This window comes from Pseudomonas fluorescens, assembly GCF_902497745.1.
Taxonomy (GTDB): Bacteria; Pseudomonadota; Gammaproteobacteria; order Pseudomonadales; family Pseudomonadaceae; genus Aquipseudomonas; species Aquipseudomonas fluorescens_BM.
The window spans coordinates 236,526-258,488 of the sequence record NZ_CABVHJ010000005.1 but is presented as its reverse complement, the minus strand read 5'-3'; the positions used below and the strand labels follow the sequence as shown (position 1 = coordinate 258,488).

Below are 21,963 nucleotides of genomic sequence, written 5' to 3'. Positions count from 1 at the left end.
ACTCAGGCCAATCTATAAAAACCGCCCACTGGGTAGCTCTTCTCATGATGACCCTGCGTCAGATCCGTCACTTCATCGCCGTGGCCGAGACCGGCTCGATCTCCGCCGCCGCGCAAACTGCATTCATTTCCCAATCGACTCTGACCCTGGCGATCCAGCAACTGGAAGAGGAAATCGGCGTCAGCCTGTTCAGCCGCCATGCCAAGGGCATGACCCTTACGCATCAGGGCCATCAATTCCTACGCCAAGCGCACCTGATTCTGGCGACCGTGGATAACGCCAAGCGCACCCTGCAACAGAGCACCGATCAGGTTGCCGGGCAGTTGATCGTCGGCGTGACCAGTCTGGTGGCCGGGTATTACCTGGCAGATTTGCTTACCCGGTTTCAACGTGCCTACCCCAACGTCGAAATCCGCGTGATGGAAGACGAGCGCCCTTACATCGAACATTTGCTGGTCAGCGGCGAGATCGATGTCGGCGTATTGATCCTCTCCAACCTCGAAGACCGCCACGCGTTGCAGACTGAAGTACTGACCCATTCACCGCACCGTTTGTGGCTGCCGGCCCAACATCCCCTGCTGGAACACGACAGCATCAACCTCGCTGACGTCGCTCGCGAGCCGCTGATTCAGCTCAACGTCGATGAAATGGATCGCAATGCCCAACGCCTGTGGCGGGGCGCTAGTCTGCAACCGAAGATTACCCTCAGAACCGCCTCCACCGAAGCCGTGCGAAGTCTGGTCGCCGCCGGATTGGGCGTATCGATCCAACCCGACATGACTTATCGCCCATGGTCACTGGAGGGCGACATCATCGAAGCGCGGCCCATCGCCGACCTCAACCAGACTCTCGACGTTGGCCTGGCCTGGCGCCGCGGCACCGCGCGCCCCGCATTGGTCGACCCCTTCCTGACCGTGGCCCGCGAACAACCTCACGGCGGGCGCAAGCCATCTATTTAATCGAATGCTGCCTTCAGTATTTAGAATTTGTCGACCTCGGAGCCGCGCACTAGTCTTGCTGCATCTATAAGACGGTCGGCTCCCGATATCAGGGAGCAACAATGGCCACACAAGAAAAGAGATCGCGGAAAATGGCTGGCGCGCAGACCCCGATGTGTACCGCGTTGTTGATCGATGGCGAACTGGTCGCTGGGGAAGGTTTTGTCGAGCCGATTCTCAACCCGGCGACCGGTGAAATTCTTACGCACATCGCCGAGGCGAGCACCGAGCAAGTCGAAGCCGCCATACTCGCCGCCCACCGCGCCTTCGCCGAGTGGTCGCGCACCACGCCGCAGCAACGTTCCAACCTGCTGCTCGACATCGCCAACGCCGTCGAAAAACACGCCGACCACCTCGCCCGCCTCGAATCGCTGAACTGCGGCAAGCCTTTGCACCTGGCGCGTCAGGACGATCTGACGGCGACTGTCGATGTGTTCCGTTTCTTCGCCGGCGCCGTGCGTTGCCAGACCGGTCAGCTCAGCGGCGAGTACCTGCCGGGCTACACCAGCATGGTCCGTCGCGATCCGATTGGCGTGGTCGCCTCGATCGCACCGTGGAATTACCCGATCATGATGGCCGCGTGGAAAATCGCCCCGGCCCTCGCCGCCTGCAACACGCTGGTGTTCAAACCGTCCGAACACACACCGCTGTCGATCCTCGCCCTGGCGCCAGCGCTGGCCGAAATCCTCCCGCGCGGGGTGATCAACATCATCTGCGGTGGCGGCGAAGGCGTTGGCAGTCATTTGGTCGGCCACGGGAAAGTGCGCATGGTCTCGCTGACCGGCGATATCGTCACCGGCCAGAAAATCCTGCAAGCCGCGGCGAAAACCCTGAAACGCACGCACCTCGAACTCGGTGGCAAAGCCCCGGTGATCGTCTGCAATGACGCCGACATCCAGGCTGTGGTCGAGGGCGTGCGCACTTACGGTTACTACAACGCCGGGCAGGACTGCACCGCCGCGTGCCGGATCTACGCGCAGGCCGGGATTCACGACAAGCTGGTCGCCGAACTCGGCGCCGCCGTCAGCAGCCTGCGCTTCGCCGGCAAACGCGACGCTGACAACGAGATCGGCCCGCTGATCAGCACCCGCCAGCGTGACCGCGTGGCCAGTTTCGTCGAGCGCGCCCTCGGTCAGCCGCACATTGAACGCGTGACCGGTGCGGCGGTGCATTCCGGCGCCGGTTTCTACTATCAACCGACGTTGCTCGCCGGTTGCAAACAGAGCGACGAAATCGTTCAGCGCGAAGTGTTCGGCCCGGTGGTCACCGTGACCCGTTTTGACGAACTCGCGCAAGCCGTCGACTGGGCCAACGACTCCGAATACGGCCTCGCCTCATCTGTTTGGACACAGAACCTGGACAAGGCGATGCAAGTCGCCGCGCGCTTGCAGTACGGCTGCACGTGGATCAACAGTCATTTCATGCTGGTCAGCGAAATGCCCCACGGCGGTCTGAAACGTTCGGGTTACGGCAAAGACTTATCCAGTGATTCGCTGCAGGACTACAGCGTGGTGCGGCACATCATGGCCCGCCACGGCCAGCATCTCTGACTACGCTAATAACAAGCCGTCAACGGCATGCTTCACCGCGTTCACAACTGCCCCGACCATAATTTAAAGAAGAGGGTTCAACCATGTTCGTGCACAAGACCGCTTTGCTCAGTGCAATCACCACGGCCCTGCTGGCCAGCGCCAGCCTGCAAGCTGCCGAGCCGCTTAAGGCTGTCGGCGCTGGCGAAGGTCAGCTGGATATCGTTGCGTGGCCGGGTTACATCGAACGTGGCGAGAGCGACAAGGCTTACGACTGGGTCACCGGTTTCGAAAAGGAAACCGGCTGCAAGGTCAATGTGAAGACCGCTGCAACCTCCGACGAAATGGTCAGCCTGATGGCCAAGGGCGGTTATGACCTGGTCACCGCGTCGGGCGATGCGTCGCTGCGGTTGATCGTCGGCAAGCGTGTGCAACCGATCAACACCGCGTTGATCCCGAACTGGAACACCCTCGACCCGCGCCTCAAAGATGCGCCGTGGTACGTGGTCAACCAGCAGACTTACGGCACCCCGTACCAGTGGGGCCCGAACGTGCTGATGTACAACACCAACGTATTCAAGACCGCACCGAGCAGTTGGAGCGTGGTGTTCGCCGCGCAGGATCTGCCCGACGGCAAGCCGAACAAGGGCCGCGTGCAAGCGTATGACGGCCCGATCTACATCGCCGATGCGGCGCTGTATTTGAAATCGACAAAGCCTGAACTGGGCATCAAGGATCCGTACCAACTCACCGAAGATCAGTACAAAGCCGTGCTCGACCTGCTGCGCGCGCAGCAGCCGCTGATCCACCGCTACTGGCACGACACCACGGTGCAGATGAGCGACTTCAAAAACGAAGGCGTGGTGGCGTCGAGCGCATGGCCGTATCAGGTCAACGGTTTGATGAACGAGAAGCAGCCGATTGCTTCGACCATTCCGAAAGAAGGCGCTACGGGCTGGGCCGACACCACCATGTTGCACGCCGAGGCCAAGCACCCGAACTGCGCGTACAAGTGGATGGACTGGTCGCTGAAGCCGAAAGTACAGGGTGATGTGGCGGCTTGGTTTGGTTCGTTGCCAGCCGTTCCTGCGGCGTGCAAGGAGAGTGAGTTGCTTGGCGCTGAAGGTTGCAAGACTAATGGCTTCGATCAGTTCGACAAGATCGCCTTCTGGAAAACCCCGCAGGCTGAAGGCGGCAAGTTCGTGCCGTATAGCCGCTGGACTCAGGACTACATTGCGATCATGGGTGGCCGCTAAGCCCGGGAGCACCTCGGTCTAGCTCCCTTTCCCCCTCGCTCCCCTGGGGGAGAGGGCTGGGGTGAGGGGGTAGCTTTTGACTTTGCTCTTGATCTCAGAGTAACGGCCAATAAAGCCGCCCTCACCCCCGCCCTCTCCCGGAGGGAGAGGGAGAGGGAGCTAAAAGCAATTTCAGCGCCCTGCACACCTACTGTAGGAGCTGCCGCAGGCTGCGATCTTTTCGACGCATACACGACTTTTTTGAAAGCCCGTTTTACCGGAGCACCGCACCATGACGCTTGCAGTCCAGTTCACCAACGTTTCCCGGCAGTTCGGCGAAGTGAAGGCCGTTGACCGGGTTTCCATCGATATCGAGGACGGCGAGTTCTTTTCCATGCTCGGCCCATCCGGCTCGGGCAAAACCACCTGCCTGCGCCTGATCGCCGGGTTCGAACAACCGAGCGCCGGCTCGATCCGTATCCACGGCGCCGAAGCGGCCGGTTTGCCGCCGTATCAACGTGACGTCAACACGGTGTTTCAGGATTACGCACTGTTCCCGCACATGAACGTCCTCGACAACGTCGCCTACGGTTTGAAGGTCAAAGGCGTCGGCAAAACCGAACGTCACAAGCGCGCCGAAGAAGCCTTGGACATGGTCGCCCTCGGCGGTTACGGCGCACGCAAATCGGTGCAATTGTCCGGAGGTCAGCGCCAGCGTGTCGCCCTCGCCCGCGCCTTGGTCAATCGCCCGCGCGTGCTGTTGCTCGATGAGCCTTTGGGTGCGCTCGATCTGAAACTTCGCGAGCAAATGCAAAGTGAATTGAAGAAGTTGCAACGCCAGCTCGGCATCACTTTCATCTTCGTCACTCACGATCAAACCGAAGCGCTGTCGATGTCCGATCGCGTCGCCGTATTCAACAAGGGCCGCATCGAACAAGTCGACACACCACGCAATCTGTACATGAAACCGACCACCACGTTTGTCGCTGAATTCGTCGGCACCTCGAACGTGATTCGCGGCGATCTGGCCCGTGAAATCAGCGGCCATCCGCAGCCGTTTTCAATCCGCCCGGAACACGTGCGGTTTGCCGAAGGCCCGCTGGCCAGCCACGAGATCGAAGTCAGCGGATTGCTCCACGAAATCCAGTACCAGGGCAGCGCCACACGCTATGAATTGAGGCTGGAAAACGGCCAGCCCCTCAACATCAGCCATGCCAACAATCAATGGATCGACAGCAGCGCGCAGCATCAGACCGGCCAGCGTCTGAGCGCGCGTTGGGCGCGGGAAGCGATGATTCCGTTGCACGACACCGTGGCGAGCGGGGTGTGACATGAGCACACTCGCGATGACTGCATCGCCGCCATTGCGCCGGTTTTCCAACCTGCTCTACCGCAAGCCGAACCTGTATCTGTCGATGCTGCTGGTTCCACCACTGCTGTGGTTTGGCGCGATTTATCTCGGCTCGCTGCTGGTGCTGTTGTGGCAGGGTTTCTACACCTTTGACGACTTCACCATGGCGGTCACGCCTGACCTGACCCTGGCGAATTTTGCCGCACTGCTTCAGCCGTCGAACTTCGACACCATCCTGCGCACACTGAGCATGGCCATCGTTGTGTCGATTGCCAGCGCCATCGTCGCGTTCCCGATTGCCTACTACATGGCTCGCTACACCACGGGCAAGACCAAGGCGTTTTTCTACATCGCGGTGATGATGCCGATGTGGGCCAGTTACATCGTCAAGGCGTATGCGTGGACGTTGCTGCTGGCCAAGGGCGGCGTGGCGCAGTGGTTCGTGCAGCACCTGGGATTGGAACCGGTGTTGCAGTTCATTCTGGGGATTCCCGGCGTCGGTGGCAGCACCTTGTCGACCTCGCATCTGGGGCGGTTCATGGTGTTCGTTTATATCTGGTTACCGTTCATGATCCTGCCGATTCAGGCGTCGCTGGAACGTCTGCCGCCGTCACTGTTGCAGGCCTCCGCTGACCTTGGTGCGAAGCCGCGTCAGACTTTTATGCAGGTGATTTTGCCGCTGTCGATTCCGGGCATTGCCGCCGGTTCGATCTTCACGTTTTCGCTGACCTTGGGCGACTTCATCGTGCCGCAACTGGTCGGGCCGCCGGGCTACTTTGTCGGCAGCATGGTCTACGCACAGCAAGGTGCGATCGGCAATATGCCGATGGCGGCGGCGTTTACGTTGGTGCCGATAGTGTTGATCGCGGTTTACCTGTCCATCGTCAAACGACTGGGGGCTTTCGATGCGCTCTGAGAAAGCATCACTGGGTCTGAAGATCGCAGCTTGGGGCGGGTTGGTGTTTTTGCACTTTCCGATCCTGATCATCTTCCTTTACGCCTTCAACACCGAGGAAGCCGCGTTCAGTTTTCCGCCGAAGGGCTTCACGTTGCACTGGTTCAGCGTGGCGTTTTCGCGGCCGGATGTTCTGGAGTCGATCAAGCTGTCGCTACAAATCGCCGCCATTGCCACGTTGATTGCGATGGTGCTCGGCACCTTGGCTTCAGCAGCGTTGTACCGCCGCGATTTCTTCGGCAAACAAGGCATTTCGCTGATGCTGATCTTGCCGATTGCGTTGCCGGGGATCATCACCGGGATCGCGCTGCTGGCGACGTTCAAGACACTGGGAATCGAGCCGGGGATGTTCACCATCATCGTCGGCCACGCGACCTTCTGCGTGGTGATCGTCTACAACAACGTCATCGCCCGCCTGCGCCGCACTTCGCACAGTTTGATCGAAGCCTCGATGGATCTCGGCGCCGATGGCTGGCAGACCTTTTGCTACATCATCCTGCCGAACCTTGGCTCGGCATTGCTCGCTGGCGGCATGTTGGCGTTTGCGCTGTCGTTCGACGAAATCATCGTCACCACGTTTACCGCCGGGCATGAGCGCACGTTGCCGTTGTGGCTGCTCAATCAACTGAGCCGGCCAAGGGATGTGCCGGTGACCAACGTCGTCGCGATGCTGGTGATGATGGTGACGATGCTGCCGATCCTCGGCGCGTATTACCTGACACGCGGTGGCGAAAGCGTCGCCGGCAGTGGCGGTAAATAAATATCTAACAGACACCAAAAATCCCCCTGTGGGAGCGAGCCTGCTCGCGAAGAGGCCGCCACATCCGACATTGATGTCGACTGATACACCGCTTTCGCGAGCAGGCTCGCTCCCACAGTTTCAATCCGGTTTCGGCAGAAAAATAATAGATTCAAAGAGGACAAAAGCATGCAAACCAAACTCTTGATCAACGGCCAACTGGTCAACGGCGAAGGCCCGGCGCAACCGGTGCTCAATCCCTCGCTCGGCGAAGTCCTGGTTGAAATCAACGAAGCCAGCGAAGCTCAGGTCGATGCCGCCGTGCGCGCCGCCGACAACGCCTTCGCCGACTGGTCGCAAACCGCGCCGAAAGACCGCTCGCTGCTGTTGCTCAAACTCGCCGACGCCATCGAAGCCCACGGCGAAGAACTGGCCAAACTGGAATCCGACAACTGCGGAAAACCCTACAGCGCCGCGCTCAACGACGAGATCCCGGCGATTGCAGACGTGTTCCGCTTCTTCGCCGGCGCCAGCCGTTGCATGAGCGGCTCGGCCGGTGGCGAATACCTGCCCGGCCACACCTCGATGATCCGCCGCGATCCGGTGGGTGTGATCGCCTCGATCGCGCCATGGAACTACCCGCTGATGATGGTCGCCTGGAAAATCGCCCCGGCGCTGGCTGCCGGTAATACCGTGGTGCTCAAGCCGTCGGAACAAACGCCGCTGACCGCGTTGCGTCTGGTCGAACTGGCGTCGGAAATCTTCCCGGCTGGTGTACTCAATCTGGTATTTGGTCGCGGTCCTACCGTTGGCAGTCCGTTGGTTACCCATCCGAAAGTGCGCATGGTTTCGCTGACCGGCTCCATCGCCACGGGTGCCAACATCATTTCCAGCACCGCCGACAGCATCAAACGTATGCACATGGAGTTGGGCGGCAAAGCGCCGGTAATCATCTTCGATGACGCCGATATCGATGCGGCGGTTGAAGGTATTCGCACCTTCGGTTTCTACAACGCCGGGCAGGATTGCACCGCCGCGTGCCGGATCTATGCGCAGGAGGGCATCTACGACAAGTTTGTCGAGAAACTCGGCGCGGCAGTCAGCAGTATCAAGTATGGCTTGCAGGATGATCCGTCGACTGAACTGGGGCCGTTGATCACCGCGCAACATCGCAACCGCGTTGCCGGGTTTGTCGAGCGTGCTGTGGCGCAGTCGCACATTCGTTTGATCACTGGCGGCAAGGCTGTTGATGGTAACGGCTTCTTCTTCGAGCCGACCGTGCTGGCCGATGCGCAGCAGGACGATGAAATCGTTCGCCGCGAAGTGTTTGGGCCGGTGGTTTCCGTGACCAAATTCACCGATGAAGCGCAGGCGCTGGAATGGGCCAACGATTCGGACTACGGCCTCGCCTCCTCGGTGTGGACGGCGGACGTCGGACGCGCGCACCGCATGTCAGCGCGTTTGCAGTACGGCTGCACATGGGTGAACACGCACTTCATGCTCGTCAGCGAAATGCCCCATGGCGGTCAGAAATTGTCCGGTTACGGGAAAGACATGTCCATGTATGGGCTGGAGGACTACACCATCGTTCGGCATGTGATGTTCAAGCACTAAAAGCATCGCCAGCAGGCCTGGTTTATATGTGGATTGGCAAGCCGTATGACCATGGCAAGGCGCCGGCTGGGAATGCCTGGAAGGTGAGTCGCTAAGAGTTTTTGACCTCGGCACCGACAAGGTGCCGGGGTTCAGGAAAGCCGAGAAAAACCATCAAAAAGAAAGCTCTGCCTGATCGTGCTTCAGCAAGGAAATACGATCGAACAGTTTGATTTTTTCGTTGGCTTTTTGCTTGGCGTGATCGGACATGAATGCAATCAACTCTTCGAGCTGACTGACGTCTCCGACCACTTTGAATTCCTTTTCCTTGTTGACGAAAACAAGCGTCTTCTTCTTTCTCGACAACAACTCAATGACGTTGCTGAGCGTGCCGGTGCTCTTTGCGTCCCAGATCATCAAACCGTAGTCGGCTGCTTCGGCCATGACGACGTCCTTCTCGGTGAAGAAGGCTCTCGACCCTTTCGAATGCTTGGAGTCGACTGTTCTGGCGGGCCAGTGCCCAAGGTTGTTCCTCGGCGCCGAACCGCTGCAGAACACCGTGGTTCTGGATCGTTCGAGACTAAGCAGGTACTCCTGAATGGAGGTATCGGCGCCACCTGCATCCCCAACCACCACCTCAAAATCTGACGCGACGATATTATTGATGCGCTCTTTAACCTTCGGATCAAGGTTCTTGATGTTGATAGAGCCAGCAATAAATACAGTGGTCATTGAATTCACTTCCAAGTTAGCGCTGCGACGTAAATTTTCCCTACTTTCGGATATTTACGCAGAACAGCGCAGGCCGCGTCCATGGACGCCCCGCTATCAAATAAATCATCTACAACCAAAACATTCCAGCGCCCATCAGTGGTAATTTCATCATTGACGCTGAAACTGTCTCCAATCGCAGCAACCTTGTCTGCTTTCGAATGTAAATCCTTGAGCGACTTTCCCGTGGTCGCTTTTCGAAGCAAATCCGTGAAAACCGGCCGCCCGATAATTCTTCCCAACGCTTGGGCAACCTCAGTTACCGGTTGTCGCTGACGAATATTTGAAGCGGGCATAGGCACTACAAACCCGACCTGATTCAATTTTGGGAACACATTTGTCGCTACTGCCTGGGCAAGTGGACTGACCTGAGTCCAATCCTTCTGGTATTTGAGCTGGTAGGTCGCCTCGCCAATCTCTGTGCGCTGATTATCGAAGCATGGGTGTCCGCGATCATCGTTGCCAAGAAAGGTACTACTTACCATGTGTTTGTCCAGCACCCAGCCCTGATCCCAAGGGCCGTTGATCTGCTTGAGAGACACCTTCATTGAATTCTCCTTTATTCATAGCAATCCTTTGAGCCCTGAAACCAGGGGCCAGGCATCTGCAGCGATGCGCAAGATTCAAACAAATAACGGAAAAAACACTGGTTAGGGGCGGTCTCGCTAGCTCCTATGCAAAAACAGGCATTTCCTACAGACGCAGCCTTCCTGAAAAAGCCCCATTTCCTACGCTGTGCGGCGAAAGAGTAGACTTGTCGCCGCAAGCGCCTGACCGATAGGCTCTATCCCGTCGCTGTTAATTCAGCGATCCGGGGTCGAAGCCGGGACACCATCAACATGACGCTCTGCGCCCACCATAGAAACCCAGGCATTTCTGTCTGTCAGTTTCGCTTTATGGCGGGCCGTGTGGCGCGGGCCTCTCGGCTTACATGTTGATCGAGAATGTTCCGACTTCGAACGCCGCACGGTTCGCCACCCAAATCTTTCGAAGGATTCGTGGCGACTCTCATTTCAACATGGAGTCAGAAATGCACACGTCAAATTCATCTGAAACACACTCGCACTTCCCCCCCCCCGTGTTCACCCGCCACAACCGCTTCCTCCACGCCTTCATGCAAGATCACGAAGCCTGGTTCTGTGTTCAAGATCTCGGTCGCTTGATGGGCTATCCGCTAAACGAACGCCTCACCCTGAAACTCGATCCCGACCAGCGTCGCCATGTCCTCCTACGTCGGGACGGCGAAATCATCGATTGCGCGATGGTCAGCGAGTCCGGCCTGTTCGCCCTGCTCGTCCATCACTTCGTCCCGGAAAACCGACACCTGCGCCAATGGCTGAGCCATGAAGTCATCCCGATGCTGCGCGAAACCCAATCAAGCCCTGTGGAAAACCACCCGAGCTTAAGCTCAATGCATTGGGCAGGCGTTACCGTGCCGCTGCTGCACTGGCAACAGCAGGCGTGGGTCAAATGGCGGGATGTGCCGGAGTTGATGCACGGCCAGCGGCCGTATCCGGTTCTGGGCATTTGCAGCCAAGGCTCATAAACAAAAAACCTGTGGCGAGGAAGCTAGCTCCCTCGCCACAGGTTTAGCATGTCCACCTCTAGCGAATTGAATTCAGATGAGTAGAACTGTTCTCAAATCTCCTCAGATTGAGGAAATCATTCCCTGTGATGAAAGCTTTGCGATCTCTTACCTGAAACTAAACGACTGTGCCGATCTTCAGAAAGCCATTGCCGTCGGCATCGACGATGCCGACGCAGGCAATTTGATTGATCTGGCCACCGTAAAAGCCAAATGGCTTTCACGGTGCCTACCCCAGCGTTAAAACCGCGAAACACTCCTCATCGCATCCACCAGATACCGCATCGCGATCCGGTCACTCTCCGAAAGCTCTCGATAGCGCTCCACCAGTTTCAGTTCGTCAGAGCTGAGCCGACGCCTTCTGCGCCCGCTGCCCAGGCAGGGAAAGATGCCCAACATGTCGGTGATGCCTTGGATTTTTGCCATGGACGATGTCCTTCTCTAATACTGCAAAGAATTGCTTAAACACCACATCGCCCTGCCCCTTACTGCAGCGCCGTGTGCCCTACCGGTCAGATGAGTCGCACCGGTCATGCCCATAGAATAGAAATTAAATCGGCGCTGAAAAGCGGTTTTTAGAGTAATTAGTCGAAAAAAGCAGATATGCCGTGTAAATCAGAACGCCCTGTCAGATTTTTAACCGACATGTCTTGTTTCATTGACACACTCGCGCAGTGAATCAACGAATTTTGCATTGCGAGCGAACCGTTTAAGCTAGCGGGCATCTGTTAATAGTCCGTTGCGTTTGGCCGAAGGCTTGTCCGAACCGTTATTTCTGATCCAGCACGTGCCAGGAACGGCGCGGGATTGCACACGACAGGTTGTATTTATGCACCGCAGGAATTTGCTCAAAGCGTCCATGGCCATTGCGGCTTACACCGGTCTTTCAGCCACTGGCCTGCTGGCCAGCCGTGCGTGGGCGGCCAATGGAGGCGCCGCCGATGGCGAGGCTCAGGCCTTCGACTTCGAAGCGCTGAAGCGCCAGGCCAAGCAACTGGCCGGCAGCGCCTATCAGGACACCAAACAGGTGCTGCCGCCAACCCTGGCGACCATGACCCCGCAGAACTTCAACGCGATCCGTTACGACGGCGAGCATTCGCTGTGGAAGGAAAACAAGGGCCAGCTGGACGTGCAGTTCTTCCACGTCGGCATGGGCTTCCGTCAGCCGGTGCGCATGTACAGCGTCGACGCCAAGACGCGCACTGCCCGCGAAGTGCATTTCCGCCCGGCACTGTTCAACTATGAAAACACTTCAGTCGACACCCAGCAGCTCAAGGGTGACCTCGGTTTTGCCGGCTTCAAGCTGTTCAAAGCGCCGGAGCTGGATCGTCACGATGTGTTGTCGTTCCTCGGCGCCAGCTATTTCCGTGCGGTAGACGCCACTGGCCAATATGGCCTCTCGGCGCGCGGTCTGGCGATCGACACGTACGCGAAAAAACGCGAAGAATTCCCTGACTTCACCAAGTTCTGGTTCGAGACCCCGGACAAGAACGCCACGCGTTTTGTGGTCTATGCCTTGCTCGACTCGCCGAGCGCGACCGGCGCTTACCGCTTCGACATCGATTGCCAGGCCGAGCGCGTGGTGATGGAGATCGATGCGCACATCAACGCGCGCACCGCGATCGAGCAATTGGGCATCTCGCCGATGACCAGCATGTTCAGCTGTGGCAACCACGAACGCCGCATGTGCGACACCATTCACCCGCAAATCCACGACTCCGATCGCCTGGCGATGTGGCGCGGCAACGGCGAGTGGATCTGCCGTCCGCTGAACAACCCGGCGACCCTGCAATTCAATGCGTTTGCCGATACCAATCCGAAGGGCTTCGGTCTGGTACAGACCGACCATGAGTTCGCCAACTATCAGGACACTGTCGACTGGTACAGCAAACGCCCAAGCCTGTGGGTAGAACCGACCACCGCGTGGGGCGAAGGCTCTATCGATCTGCTGGAAATTCCTACTACCGGCGAGACCCTCGATAACATCGTGGCGTTCTGGACACCGAAAAAACCGGTGGCTGCCGGCGATTCGCTGAACTACGGCTACAAGCTTTACTGGAGCGCACTGCCGCCGGTGAGCACGCCGTTGGCACGGGTGCAGGCAACCCGTTCGGGCATGGGTGGTTTCGTAGAAGGCTGGGCACCGGGCGAGCATTACCCACCGGTGTGGGCACGTCGTTTTGCCGTGGACTTCACCGGCGGCGGGCTGGATCGCCTGCCACAAGGCACCGGGATCGAGCCGGTGGTGACATGCTCGAACGGTAAGGTGCAGGACTTCAGCGTGCTGGTGCTGGATGACATCAAGGGTTACCGGATTCTGTTCGATTGGTACCCGACCAATGACAGCGTGGAGCCGGTGGAGCTGCGGTTGTTTATTCGCACCAATGACCGCACGTTGAGCGAGACCTGGTTGTACCAGTACTTCCCGCCGGCGCCGGATAAGCGTAAGTACCCTTGATGATTCTCTAGCGTTTGGGCGGGCCTCTTCGCGAGCAAGCTCGCTCCCACAGTTGATCTCGGCCGATTACAAAAATCATGACCGACATCGATCCAATGTGGGAGCGAGCTTGCTCGCGAAGGCTGCACAGGCAAAACACATTCAGCAGATAAAAAACAAAGCCCCGGCCATCACTGACCGGGGCTTTTTGCTTTACCGCTACCAACTCAATCGCGCAGATCAGACTCATGAATCGGCTGATCCCGATGGGTCGCACGCTGATACTGCGCCGGCCACACCGCTTTGCGTCCACCCAGATCATCATCGGCATGCAGCGGCCAGTACGGATCCCGCAGCAGCTCGCGGGCGAGGAAGATGATGTCGGCCTGACAGGTGCGCAGAATGTGCTCGGCCTGTGCCGGCTCGGTAATCATTCCCACGGTGCCGGTGGCGATGCCTGACTCTTTGCGTACGCGTTCGGCGAAACGCGTCTGATAACCCGGCCCGACGGGGATTTCAGCGTTGGCCGCCGTCCCGCCCGACGATACGTCGATAAGATCGGCGCCCAGAGTGTGCAGACGTCGCGCCAGCTCCACGGTTTCGTCCGGATTCCAGCCGTCTTCCACCCAGTCAGTCGCCGACACGCGAACAAACACCGGCAACTCCTCAGGCCAGACCGCCCTCACCGCTTCAGTCACTTGCAGCACCAGACGAATACGGTTCTCAAACGAACCACCGTATTGATCGCGGCGCTGATTGCTCAGCGGCGAGAGAAATTGATGCAGCAGATAACCATGCGCGGCGTGTACTTCAACCACGCTGAAACCCGCCTTAAGCGCGCGCTTTGCGGCATCGACAAATGCCTGAATGACGTCAGCAATCTGCCCTTCGTCGAGCTGTTTCGGTTGAGTGTGTTGCGGGTCAAAGGCAATCGGCGACGGCCCGACCGGTGTCCAGCCGCCATCATCGGGTTTGACGCTGCCATGTTTGCCGATCCACGGCCGGTGGGTGCTGGCCTTACGCCCGGCGTGGGCCAGTTGAATGCCGGCGACTGCGCCTTGCGACGTGATGAATCGGGTAATGCGCTGCAGCGGTTCGATCTGTTCGTCGTTCCACAGGCCAAGGTCTTCGGCGGTAATCCGCCCGTCGGCGGTAACCGCCGTGGCTTCGGTGAATACCAGGCCGGCGCCGCCCACCGCACGGCTGCCGAGATGCACCAGATGCCAGTCGTTGGCCAAGCCATCGACGCTCGAGTATTGGCACATCGGTGACACGGCGATGCGGTTGGGCAGGGTCAGTTGGCGCAGGGTGAAGGGTTCAAGCAGCAGACTCATGGGGCACCTCTCAAATCGGTGGGCAGGCTCCAGGGTTCTGTTTGAATAGTCGACGAGTGACAGGAAAAAGGTGCAGCACCCGCCCCCGCGGGCAAAAAATTCGACAAGACGTCACAAGGCCAATCAAGCAGTGCTTAGAGCCTAGTCGACAACCGCGGATGAGGGAGGGTTCAGAGTGATTCTGTGTGTGAAAGTCCGCCTTCGCGAGCAGGCTCGCTCCCACAAGGACAACACCGCACCTGTGGGAGCGAGCCTGCTCGCGAAGGCGTCAGCGCGGTTCGATGTGGGCAATCATCAGTTGTACAGTCTCATTCCCGCGAAACTCATTAACGTCGAGCTTGTAAGCCAGTTCAACCCACTGAATCGTCGGGTTGGGCCAGATATCGCGATCAACGCCAAACGCAATACCGTCCAGCTTCACCGAGCCACACTCGCTCTTCAGCACCACTTTCAGGTGCCGCTCACCGACCACTCGCTGCTCAACCAACTGAAACACACCATGAAACAGCGGCTCAGGAAAGTGCTGCCCCCAAGGCCCGGCATGGCGCAGGGCACGGGCCAGTTCAAGGTGGAACTCTTCAACCGCCAGCGTGCCATCGGTCAACATGCGCCCGGTCAGGTCTTCCTCGCGAAGTTGCCTACGCACTTCAGCGTCGAATGCCTCGGCGAACAGCGGAAAATTCTCTTGCGGCAAGGTCAGACCGGCGGCCATCGCGTGGCCACCGTATTTGGCGATCAGGTTCGGATGCTGCGCCGCGACAACGCTCAGTGCGTCACGGATGTGGAAGCCCTGAACAGAGCGCCCCGAGCCCTTGAGCAAACCATCGCCCGCATCAGCAAAGGCAATGGTCGGACGGAAATAACGTTCTTTCATGCGCGACGCGAGAATCCCGATCACGCCTTGGTGCCATTCCGGATCGAACAGGCACAGACCAAACGGCATCGACTCCACCGGCAAGTCCTTGAGCTGCGCCAGCGCCTCACGCTGCATGCCCTGCTCGATGGATTTGCGATCCTGGTTCATGCCGTCCAGTTGCGCAGCCATTTCCCGGGCCAGGTTGGCGTCGGCGGTGAGCAGGCATTCGATGCCCAGGCTCATGTCATCCAGCCGTCCAGCGGCATTCAGGCGCGGGCCGACGATAAACCCGAGGTCGGTGGAGGTAATGCGTGCAGCGTCACGCTTGGCCACTTCAAGGATCGCTTTGATCCCCGGCCGTGCGCGACCGGCGCGAATTCGCTCAAGCCCCTGATGCACCAGAATCCGGTTGTTAGCGTCCAGCGGCACCACGTCGGCGACGCTGCCCAGCGCCACCAGATCCAGCAGTTCACCGATGTTCGGCTGCGGCTTGTTCTCGTACCAACCGAGGCTGCGCAAACGCGCGCGCAACGCCATCAACACATAAAAAATCACCCCGACGCCGGCCAGTGCCTTGCTCGGAAACTCGCAACCGGGCTGATTCGGATTGACCAGCGCATCGGCCTGTGGCAGTTCATCGCCCGGCAAGTGGTGGTCGGTGATCAGCACTTTGAGGCCATGGCGTTTGGCGGCGGCCACGCCTTCAACGCTGGAGATGCCGTTATCCACGGTGACCAGCAAATGCGGCTCGCGGGTCATCGCCACTTCGACGATTTCCGGGGTCAGGCCATAGCCATATTCGAAACGGTTCGGCACCAGATAATCGACGTGCGCCGCACCGAGCAGACGCAAACCAAGCATGCCAACCGTGCTGGCCGTCGCGCCGTCCGCATCGAAGTCGCCGACGATGAGAATGCGCTGGCGTTGTTCCAGCGCTGTCACCAGCAAGTCCACCGCCGCGTCGATGCCCTTGAGCTGCTGAAACGGGATCAACCGCGCCAGACTCTTGTCCAGCTCCGCCTCGGACTGCACGCCCCGCGCCGCGTACAGGCGGGTCAGCAGCGGCGGAATATCACCCAGAAAGGGCAGCGTGGCAGGCAGTTGACGAGGTTCGATACGCATGGGGTGACAGAGACTTCTCTTTAATACGTGGGATTAATCAGTTGAGGGCGCTGGATCAGCCGCGCTCACCTTGCAGCCATTGCAACTGGACCTCGTGCTGACCACGGTCGTCGGTAACGAAGATCGTCCCTTCGCTGATCATTACGTCCCACTTGATGACGCGGGGCATGTCCTTGGCCAGCGTCTCCAGCACTTCCTGCGGGACGGCGGCGATGTTGACGTTCTTCAGGTTCTTGATCGCCGGGATCACTTTGGTTTCCCAAACGCGCAGGCTGCCGTAAGCCAACAGGCTGGTACGCTCGGTGCGACGCGAGCACCAGGTCAGGCGATCGGCGTCAGGCTGGCCCACTTCGATCCAGTGCAGGACGCGATCATCCAGGCTCTTTTCCCACAGCGCAGGTTCATCCACGTCTGACAGACCACGGCCAAACGACAACTGCTCGTTGTACCAGAGCGCATAGGCCAGCAGTCGCACGGTCATGCGCTCTTCGGTTTCCGAAGGGTGACGGGCGATGGTCTGCTTGACGCTCTCGTAGACACTGCGGTCGAGGTCGGTGAGGTTCAGTTCAAACTTGTAGGTAGTGGACGGCTGGGCCATGAACGGGCTTCTTGATACGAGGAAAGTCGGCAAGTCTAACCGATGCGGTAGGCAATCATCGAATTGATGGCGATCAACCTGCGGCGTCTGACAGCCGGCTATGTTAAAACGCTGTATCTGCTTAGCCTTGTCCTACAGGATTCAGTATGCCGTTCGCCAACAAACCGCTCAGCGGTGTGAAAGTCATTGAATTGGGTACATTGATTGCCGGGCCGTTTGCCTCGCGTATTTGCGGCGAGTTCGGCGCCGAAGTGATCAAGATCGAGTCACCGGACGGCGGTGATCCGCTGCGCAAATGGCGCAAATTGTACGAAGGCACATCCTTGTGGTGGTTCGTCCAGGCACGCAATAAAAAGTCGCTGACGCTGAACCTCAAACACCCTGACGGCTTGGCGATCCTGAAAAAACTGCTCAGTGAAGCGGACATCCTGATCGAGAACTTTCGCCCCGGCGTGCTGGAAAAACTTGGCCTGAGTTGGGAAACCCTGCACGCGCTGAACCCGAAACTGGTAATGGTGCGCCTGTCCGGTTTCGGTCAGACCGGACCGATGAAAGATCAGCCAGGCTTCGGCGCGGTTGGCGAGTCCATGGGCGGTCTGCGCTACATCACCGGTTTCGAAGACCGGCCGCCGGTGCGCACCGGCATTTCCATCGGCGATTCGATAGCCGCGCTGTGGGGCGTGATCGGCGCGTTAATGGCGCTGCGTCATCGCGAAGTCAACGGCGGCACAGGCCAGGTTGTCGATGTGGCGTTGTACGAAGCGATTTTCGCGATGATGGAAAGCATGGTGCCGGAATTCGACGTGTTCGGTTTTATCCGCGAGCGCACCGGCAACATCATGCCGGGCATTACACCCTCTTCGATTCATACCAGCGCTGACGGCAAACATGTGCAGATCGGCGCCAACGGTGACGCGATCTTCAAACGCTTCATGCTGATCATCGGCCGCGAAGATCTGGCCAACGATCCGACGCTGGCCAGCAACGATGGCCGTGACAATCGCCGCGACGAGTTGTACGGCGTGATCGATCGCTGGGTCAATTCGCTGCCATTGCAAACCGTGCTCGACCTGCTCAATCAGGCCGAGGTGCCGGTCAGCCGGATCTTCAGCGCCGAGGACATGTTTAACGATCCGCAGTATCTGGCCCGGGAGATGTTCCTGCACGCGAAACTGCCCGACGGCAAAGATTTCAAGATGCCGGGCATTGTGCCGAAACTCTCTGAGACACCGGGCAGTTCAGAATGGGTCGGGCCGCAACTGGGTGAACACAATGCGCAGGTACTTCACGACCTTGGCTACGACGAGCAACAGATCGCCAAGCTGCGCGAAGTCGGAGCCATTTAAGCTGAAACGCCGGTCGCCATCGCACACCAACCGCGCCCACCATTGGTGGACGTGGCGGCTGTTCGGCCTGTTGTTTTTGCTCATCCTGTCGACCGGAGCGCAGGCGAAACCGACGCTGATATGGCTGCTGCGCGACTTGCCGCCACTGACCATTTTCGAAGGCCCGAAAAAGGGTCAGGGCGTGATCGACCAACTGATGCCGTTGCTGATCGCCGGCATGCCGCAATACGAACACACGCTGATGCGGGTCAATCGCGCCCGTGGTCTGCAGATGCTTCATGAAAACCCGTTTGCCTGCGATCCCGCACTGCTGTGGAACAAGGAGCGCGCGCAGTGGGTCGCGTATTCGATTCCGGCGATCCGCGCCGTGAGCAATGGTCTGGTGGTGCGCCAGCAAGATCGCTCGGTTCTTGAACCTTATCTGGTGGACGGCGAAGTCGACCTGTCGGCGTTGCTGACCGCCATCGACAGAAAAGTCGGCGTGGTCGCTGAGCGCAGTTATGGCGAATTCATCGACAACATTCTGCATCAGGCACCCAGCGGCGCACTGACGCCCCATTACGGTAACGATGCGCTGACCAATCTGCTGTCGATGCAGCGTCTGGGCCGGTTGCAGGTGGTGCTGGGTTACTGGCCGGAAATCCGCTATCAGGCCAGGCAGGCGCAGATCGCCGAGGATGAACTGGAGTTTTATCCGATTCGCGGCACGGGAAAATATCTCTCAGGCTACGTGGCGTGTTCCGACACCACCCAAGGACGTCAGGCCATCAGCGAGATCAACCAACTGCTGCGCACCCTGCCTCACGAGCATCTCAATCAGCTCTACGCCGCGTGGCTGGACCCCGAGCGACAAGCGGATTATCTGGATCAGGCCCGCGCGTTCTTCGAACGCCAGGCCGCGCAGTAGGCAAATCGCAGACAAAAGAAACCCCGAGAAGTGGGGAGACGACTCGGGGTTAAACGTGGCCTACATAAGGACCCGTAGCAGCAAGCGACAAGCACCGGAGCACAATGCTTGATCCTGCTGTTACGGGGTCTGACTGACAGGGATGCAGGAAGGTTCCCACAAAAAATATTTCATCTTTACAGCGTCGGACGTTTGTCCAGGGCTGCATTGCGCAAAGCCGCGATCACACAGGGCTCCAGCCGTCCTTCAGCGATCAGCACGTCACGGTGCAAGCCGTCGACGACGTCGGTCAGCTGCCGCTTGTCGCTGAGTTGTGCGTGATTGAATTCGCGTTCCACCACAATGGCGCCGCTGCTGTTCTTCAAGGTCAACAGGCATTCGCCGTGGCAACCGCTTGGAGACAACGAAACCTGATACGGGCTCAGAGCCTCACCGAGCAATAGACTGATACTTTCCATCTCGATCTCCACTCAATAGTCCGAAAACTGTGTGCCTGGGGCGTGTTCACAATAAATGACCACCGGCCCGAGAAGAAAGTTCTGCATACCGATCGCCCCCACCCTGGAGCGTCACCGGTCTGCCAGAGCATGCACGGCGAAGATGACAGTAAAATAACGGCCCTCGTCAATTCCCGAGCGATGGCGAAGCAGCGATCAGGTAACTGTCGAGCAAACCGCGCATGAGCACCGCCGACACCGGCGTTTGCAGACGCCCCAGCAGCCGCAGGTGGTGCTCGCACAGCAAGGGTTCGAGATCGTTCAGCAGGCTCGAAGCGACCGTTCCGAGCAGGATCAGCGCACGCGCCTCACGCCGAACCGCCAGATGATGAATCAACGCCAGGCCATCGCCGCCCTTGAGTTGCGGGTCGCAAATCGCTATGTCGACCACGCCACGATGGCTCAGCGAAGACCGGGCCGATGCCAGCGACGGCGCTGTCAGTACGTCATAGATGCCAATGGCATTGAGCATTTGATGCAATGCCATCAGCTGGAACGGATTGGGTTCAAGTATCAGGACTTTAAGCGAGCGCATAAGCGACCTCTGGAGCGACAATCGCGGACTCTCACCGCAGTTGTTGTCACTCTAGGGCAGCCGTCCTAAGCCTCCCATCGGAAAAGTAGCCGCGTCGTATAGGACATTTCCCATCTTCAATGCGGACATCGACACCCGCTCTCTGTGCGACGCTGGGTGATGTCCGTCCAGCCCCCCAAAAGCCCGCGCAGTTGACCATCGGCACTGTAGAACGGCACCGTCCACTGATACACCTCACGGGGACCGCTATTGAATTGCAATCGCCGTTTGCTGAAACGTGATTTGCGCGTGCGCAATTGCACCATGAACTCGTCGTGCAGCATCAGCGCCGTCGTCTCGGGCAACGCATCGACTTCGATCAGCAACCGGCCCAGCACCTGATCCAGTCGCACCGACAACGCCTCCTCATAGCTGCGATTGCACATGATCAGCCGCCCTTGCAGATCACGGACGAATACTGGGTCCGGCATGGAGTCGATCAATGCATGCTGGAATGCGAGTTGATCGCCCAGATCCTTTTCCGCCGCACGCCGCAGTTTGATCACCGCTGTCAGTCGCCGATTCCACACCAGCGACAGCAGACCGAACACGCCAAGTCCGCCCATGCCCCAGCAACCCCATTCGAGCAGCTGCTGCCAGACCGACGGCACCGGCGCCGGCGCAATACCTTCCAGCCACTTCAAGCGGATCGCCCGCAATTCCGCCGCAGGAAATGCCTCAAGGGCCTTGTTGAGAATACTCAGCAGCACTGGCATGCCTTTGCGCACAGCGAGGTTATCGGCCTCCCATTTGCCTTCGACCAGCCCGCCTACCTTGAGCAGGCCCAAGGGGTAAAGCTGCGCACCGATTTCGTTTTCGATGGTGGCGTAGGCCTCACCGCTTTCGACCAGCGCCCGCGCCTCGGCATAAGTCTTGACCGAGCGGATCTCGATCGAGGGAAAGTCACGTCTGATCATGTCTTCCAGCGCATGCCGGGCCGGCAACACCAGCACTCGTTTGCTCAACTGCTCGAACGATTCCAGCCGGGGTGCGTCAGCACGACCGACGAACACCCAGCCCGCGCCACCGAATGCGTGACTGTAATCGAGAAACGTCTTGCGCTCTTCGCTCATGGCCAGGGTCGTACTGATATCCGCCGCCCCACTCTCGAGGCGTTCGAGCATGTGATCGGTGGAAAACGACTCCTGATGCACGAACTGCAGCCCGGTCATTGCCGTCACACGCTTGAGCACATCGTTGTTCAAACCGCTCCACTGCCCATGCTCATCCTGAAACAGATACAACGGGTACTGCACCGACGTCACCGTTACCTTGGGATTGTCGCGAATCCATTGACGCTCGTGCGCGGCCAACTCGATCGGCTGGACCTTGAACGCCACGGCATCGTCGTGCAACGCCAATTGCGCCGCCACACTGCTGCGCGTCAAAGCCAGCAATCCGAACAAGAACAGCCCACTCAGTGCCGGTTTCAAACCTCTATAAAACAGCATTGCCACTTCCTTCGTGATCGACTCACCCGTCCTTCGTGGGTGAAAACCCGAGCAGTGTGGCAGCAGAAACAAAAAAGCCCGTCAG

At 58.8% G+C, this 21,963-nt stretch carries 21 protein-coding genes; 12 read left to right on the top strand and 9 right to left on the bottom strand.

Annotated elements, in window-relative coordinates:
- Positions 1–44 precede the first annotated feature (44 nt).
- From F8N44_RS10175 to F8N44_RS10140, 7 genes are all read left to right on the top strand, one after another.
- Positions 45–959 carry a LysR family transcriptional regulator gene (locus F8N44_RS10175; RefSeq protein ID WP_150650211.1) on the top strand — a complete coding sequence of 305 codons (915 nt, stop codon included), beginning with the start codon at positions 45–47 and terminating at the stop codon, positions 957–959.
- A gap of 131 nt (positions 960–1,090) precedes the next feature.
- Positions 1,091–2,548, top strand: a complete 1,458-nt coding sequence (locus tag F8N44_RS10170; protein WP_150650284.1) for a gamma-aminobutyraldehyde dehydrogenase — start codon at positions 1,091–1,093, stop codon at positions 2,546–2,548.
- An 83-nt stretch (positions 2,549–2,631) separates the two neighbouring features.
- Positions 2,632–3,783 (top strand): putative ABC transporter substrate-binding protein YdcS, encoded by a 1,152-nt coding sequence (gene ydcS, locus F8N44_RS10165; RefSeq protein ID WP_150650210.1) that lies wholly within the window; start codon positions 2,632–2,634, stop codon positions 3,781–3,783.
- 271 nt (positions 3,784–4,054) lie between these two features.
- Positions 4,055–5,092: an ABC transporter ATP-binding protein gene (locus tag F8N44_RS10160; RefSeq protein WP_150650209.1), complete on the top strand. Its 1,038-nt coding sequence runs from the start codon at positions 4,055–4,057 to the stop codon at positions 5,090–5,092.
- 16 nt (positions 5,093–5,108) lie between these two features.
- On the top strand, positions 5,109–6,029 hold the full coding sequence (locus tag F8N44_RS10155) for an ABC transporter permease (protein WP_412071510.1): 921 nt from the start codon (positions 5,109–5,111) through the stop codon (positions 6,027–6,029).
- Positions 6,019–6,828 (top strand): ABC transporter permease, encoded by an 810-nt coding sequence (locus F8N44_RS10150; RefSeq protein ID WP_150650207.1) that lies wholly within the window; start codon positions 6,019–6,021, stop codon positions 6,826–6,828. The genes F8N44_RS10155 and F8N44_RS10150 overlap by 11 nt, the downstream gene beginning before the upstream one ends.
- Before the next feature lie 168 nt (positions 6,829–6,996).
- Entirely contained in the window at positions 6,997–8,421 is a 1,425-nt protein-coding gene (locus F8N44_RS10140) for a gamma-aminobutyraldehyde dehydrogenase (protein ID WP_150650206.1), read from the top strand.
- A 153-nt stretch (positions 8,422–8,574) separates the two neighbouring features.
- Here the strand turns inward: F8N44_RS10140 and F8N44_RS10135 are convergent, their stop codons facing one another.
- Both F8N44_RS10135 and F8N44_RS10130 read right to left on the bottom strand, forming a co-directional pair.
- Complete coding sequence (locus F8N44_RS10135; protein WP_150650205.1) at positions 8,575–9,132, bottom strand: hypothetical protein; 558 nt, start codon at positions 9,130–9,132, stop codon at positions 8,575–8,577.
- Positions 9,133–9,137: 5 nt separating this feature from the next.
- Complete coding sequence (locus tag F8N44_RS10130) at positions 9,138–9,719, bottom strand: ComF family protein (protein WP_150650204.1); 582 nt, start codon at positions 9,717–9,719, stop codon at positions 9,138–9,140.
- 482 nt (positions 9,720–10,201) lie between these two features.
- On the opposite strand from F8N44_RS10130, the gene F8N44_RS10125 reads away from it, so the two are divergent.
- Together F8N44_RS10125 and F8N44_RS10120 are read left to right on the top strand one after the other, a co-directional pair.
- Positions 10,202–10,717 carry a Bro-N domain-containing protein gene (locus F8N44_RS10125; protein ID WP_150650203.1) on the top strand — a complete coding sequence of 172 codons (516 nt, stop codon included), beginning with the start codon at positions 10,202–10,204 and terminating at the stop codon, positions 10,715–10,717.
- A 76-nt stretch (positions 10,718–10,793) separates the two neighbouring features.
- Complete coding sequence (locus F8N44_RS10120) at positions 10,794–11,000, top strand: hypothetical protein (RefSeq protein WP_150650202.1); 207 nt, start codon at positions 10,794–10,796, stop codon at positions 10,998–11,000.
- On the opposite strand, the gene F8N44_RS10115 is transcribed toward F8N44_RS10120, so the two are convergent.
- Positions 10,997–11,182, bottom strand: coding sequence for a hypothetical protein (locus tag F8N44_RS10115; RefSeq protein ID WP_102357616.1), 186 nt, complete (start codon positions 11,180–11,182; stop codon positions 10,997–10,999). The two genes, F8N44_RS10120 and F8N44_RS10115, sit on opposite strands and share 4 nt — an antisense overlap.
- A gap of 403 nt (positions 11,183–11,585) precedes the next feature.
- Between F8N44_RS10115 and F8N44_RS10110 the strand changes: the two genes are divergently transcribed.
- Positions 11,586–13,214, top strand: coding sequence for a glucan biosynthesis protein D (locus F8N44_RS10110; RefSeq protein WP_150650201.1), 1,629 nt, complete (start codon positions 11,586–11,588; stop codon positions 13,212–13,214).
- Between the two features lie 206 nt (positions 13,215–13,420).
- On the opposite strand, the gene F8N44_RS10105 is transcribed toward F8N44_RS10110, so the two are convergent.
- The 3 genes from F8N44_RS10105 to F8N44_RS10095 form a co-directional block, all read right to left on the bottom strand.
- A complete protein-coding gene (locus F8N44_RS10105) occupies positions 13,421–14,527 on the bottom strand; it encodes an NADH:flavin oxidoreductase/NADH oxidase (protein WP_095119340.1) in 1,107 nt (368 codons plus the stop codon).
- A 268-nt stretch (positions 14,528–14,795) separates the two neighbouring features.
- A complete protein-coding gene (gene recJ, locus F8N44_RS10100; protein WP_150650200.1) occupies positions 14,796–16,505 on the bottom strand; it encodes a single-stranded-DNA-specific exonuclease RecJ in 1,710 nt (569 codons plus the stop codon).
- A gap of 55 nt (positions 16,506–16,560) precedes the next feature.
- Positions 16,561–17,103 carry a YaeQ family protein gene (locus F8N44_RS10095; RefSeq protein WP_007908961.1) on the bottom strand — a complete coding sequence of 181 codons (543 nt, stop codon included), beginning with the start codon at positions 17,101–17,103 and terminating at the stop codon, positions 16,561–16,563.
- Between the two features lie 146 nt (positions 17,104–17,249).
- Between F8N44_RS10095 and F8N44_RS10090 the strand changes: the two genes are divergently transcribed.
- Together F8N44_RS10090 and F8N44_RS10085 are read left to right on the top strand one after the other, a co-directional pair.
- Positions 17,250–18,449 carry a CaiB/BaiF CoA transferase family protein gene (locus F8N44_RS10090; protein ID WP_150650199.1) on the top strand — a complete coding sequence of 400 codons (1,200 nt, stop codon included), beginning with the start codon at positions 17,250–17,252 and terminating at the stop codon, positions 18,447–18,449.
- Complete coding sequence (locus F8N44_RS10085; RefSeq protein ID WP_191630882.1) at positions 18,376–19,356, top strand: TIGR02285 family protein; 981 nt, start codon at positions 18,376–18,378, stop codon at positions 19,354–19,356. The genes F8N44_RS10090 and F8N44_RS10085 overlap by 74 nt, the downstream gene beginning before the upstream one ends.
- Before the next feature lie 176 nt (positions 19,357–19,532).
- Here F8N44_RS10085 and F8N44_RS10080 read toward each other — a convergent pair whose 3' ends face one another.
- From F8N44_RS10080 to F8N44_RS10070, 3 genes are all read right to left on the bottom strand, one after another.
- Positions 19,533–19,814, bottom strand: coding sequence for a DUF3509 domain-containing protein (locus F8N44_RS10080; protein ID WP_150650198.1), 282 nt, complete (start codon positions 19,812–19,814; stop codon positions 19,533–19,535).
- A 166-nt stretch (positions 19,815–19,980) separates the two neighbouring features.
- Entirely contained in the window at positions 19,981–20,388 is a 408-nt protein-coding gene (locus F8N44_RS10075; RefSeq protein ID WP_150650197.1) for a response regulator, read from the bottom strand.
- A 116-nt stretch (positions 20,389–20,504) separates the two neighbouring features.
- The gene (locus tag F8N44_RS10070) at positions 20,505–21,878 is read right to left on the bottom strand and encodes a transporter substrate-binding domain-containing protein (protein ID WP_150650196.1); all 1,374 of its coding nucleotides are present in this window, start codon (positions 21,876–21,878) and stop codon (positions 20,505–20,507) included.
- Positions 21,879–21,963: the final 85 nt, after the last annotated feature.